The sequence below is a fragment of the Amycolatopsis thailandensis genome, from assembly GCF_002234405.1.
GTDB lineage: Bacteria > Actinomycetota > Actinomycetes > Mycobacteriales > Pseudonocardiaceae > Amycolatopsis > Amycolatopsis thailandensis.
Genome location: NZ_NMQT01000191.1, coordinates 1 through 732 on the forward strand (window position 1 = coordinate 1; position 732 = coordinate 732).

The window sequence follows — 732 nt, forward strand, 5'->3', positions numbered from 1 at the left end:
GCCGGGCCTGGTCGGCGGGACTGAGTTCTCGGTCGTCCGGTTCGAGGGTGACCAGAGCAAGGCCGACAACGTCTACAAGGGCACGACGCCGCTGACGGCCGCGGACGTGGCCGAGTCCGTCTTCTGGGCGGCTTCGCAGCCGGAGCACGTGAACATCAACGTCATCGAGCTGATGCCGGTGGTCCAGAGCTTCTCGGCGCTTCATATCCATCGGGAGAGCTGAGGGCGAAGAGGTCGAAGAGCGCCTGCTGTTCCGGGTTCCGCTCGGTCAGCAGGCGCCGCGTCCGCGGACGGCCGCCGGTGGACGGATACCGCAACACCGTCTCCCCTATACCCGCGAGGCTGTCCATCAGTTCGCGGACCGAGAGGTTCATCCCGGCGCGGTCGGCCTCGCGCCGCATGAGGTGCGTGACCGTCGACGCGAGCACCGTGACCAGCGTGTGCACCGCGATCCGGTGCGGCGTCCAGTCCCAGCGCGGAGCCGGACCGGCGACGGCGGGACCGGTCAGCCAGCGGAACGTCGAGTCGAGGTGGGTCCGCGCCCGATACGCCGTGACGACCTCGGACACCGGCCAGTCGTGGTCGGTGACCAGCACCTGTTTGCCGAAGAACTCGTCGTGCAGCCGCGAGACGGCGGCGTCGTCGACCTTCCAGGTCAGCCGGATCTCCCCCGGCCTGGTGCCCGCGAGCGAGGGCGAAAGCACCCTTTCGACCCGGCGGCCGCGCGTGATC

General features: G+C 69.7%; 2 pseudogenes. One reads left to right on the forward strand and one right to left on the reverse strand.

Going from position 1 to position 732, the window contains the following annotated elements:
• Nucleotides 1-223: pseudogene (locus CFP71_RS40780) on the forward strand (NADP-dependent 3-hydroxy acid dehydrogenase); the annotation flags it as partial.
• On the opposite strand, the pseudogene CFP71_RS40785 reads toward CFP71_RS40780, so the two are convergent.
• A pseudogene (locus CFP71_RS40785) lies at nt 162-732 on the reverse strand (IS1634 family transposase); the annotation flags it as partial. The pseudogenes CFP71_RS40780 and CFP71_RS40785 sit on opposite strands and share 62 nt — an antisense overlap.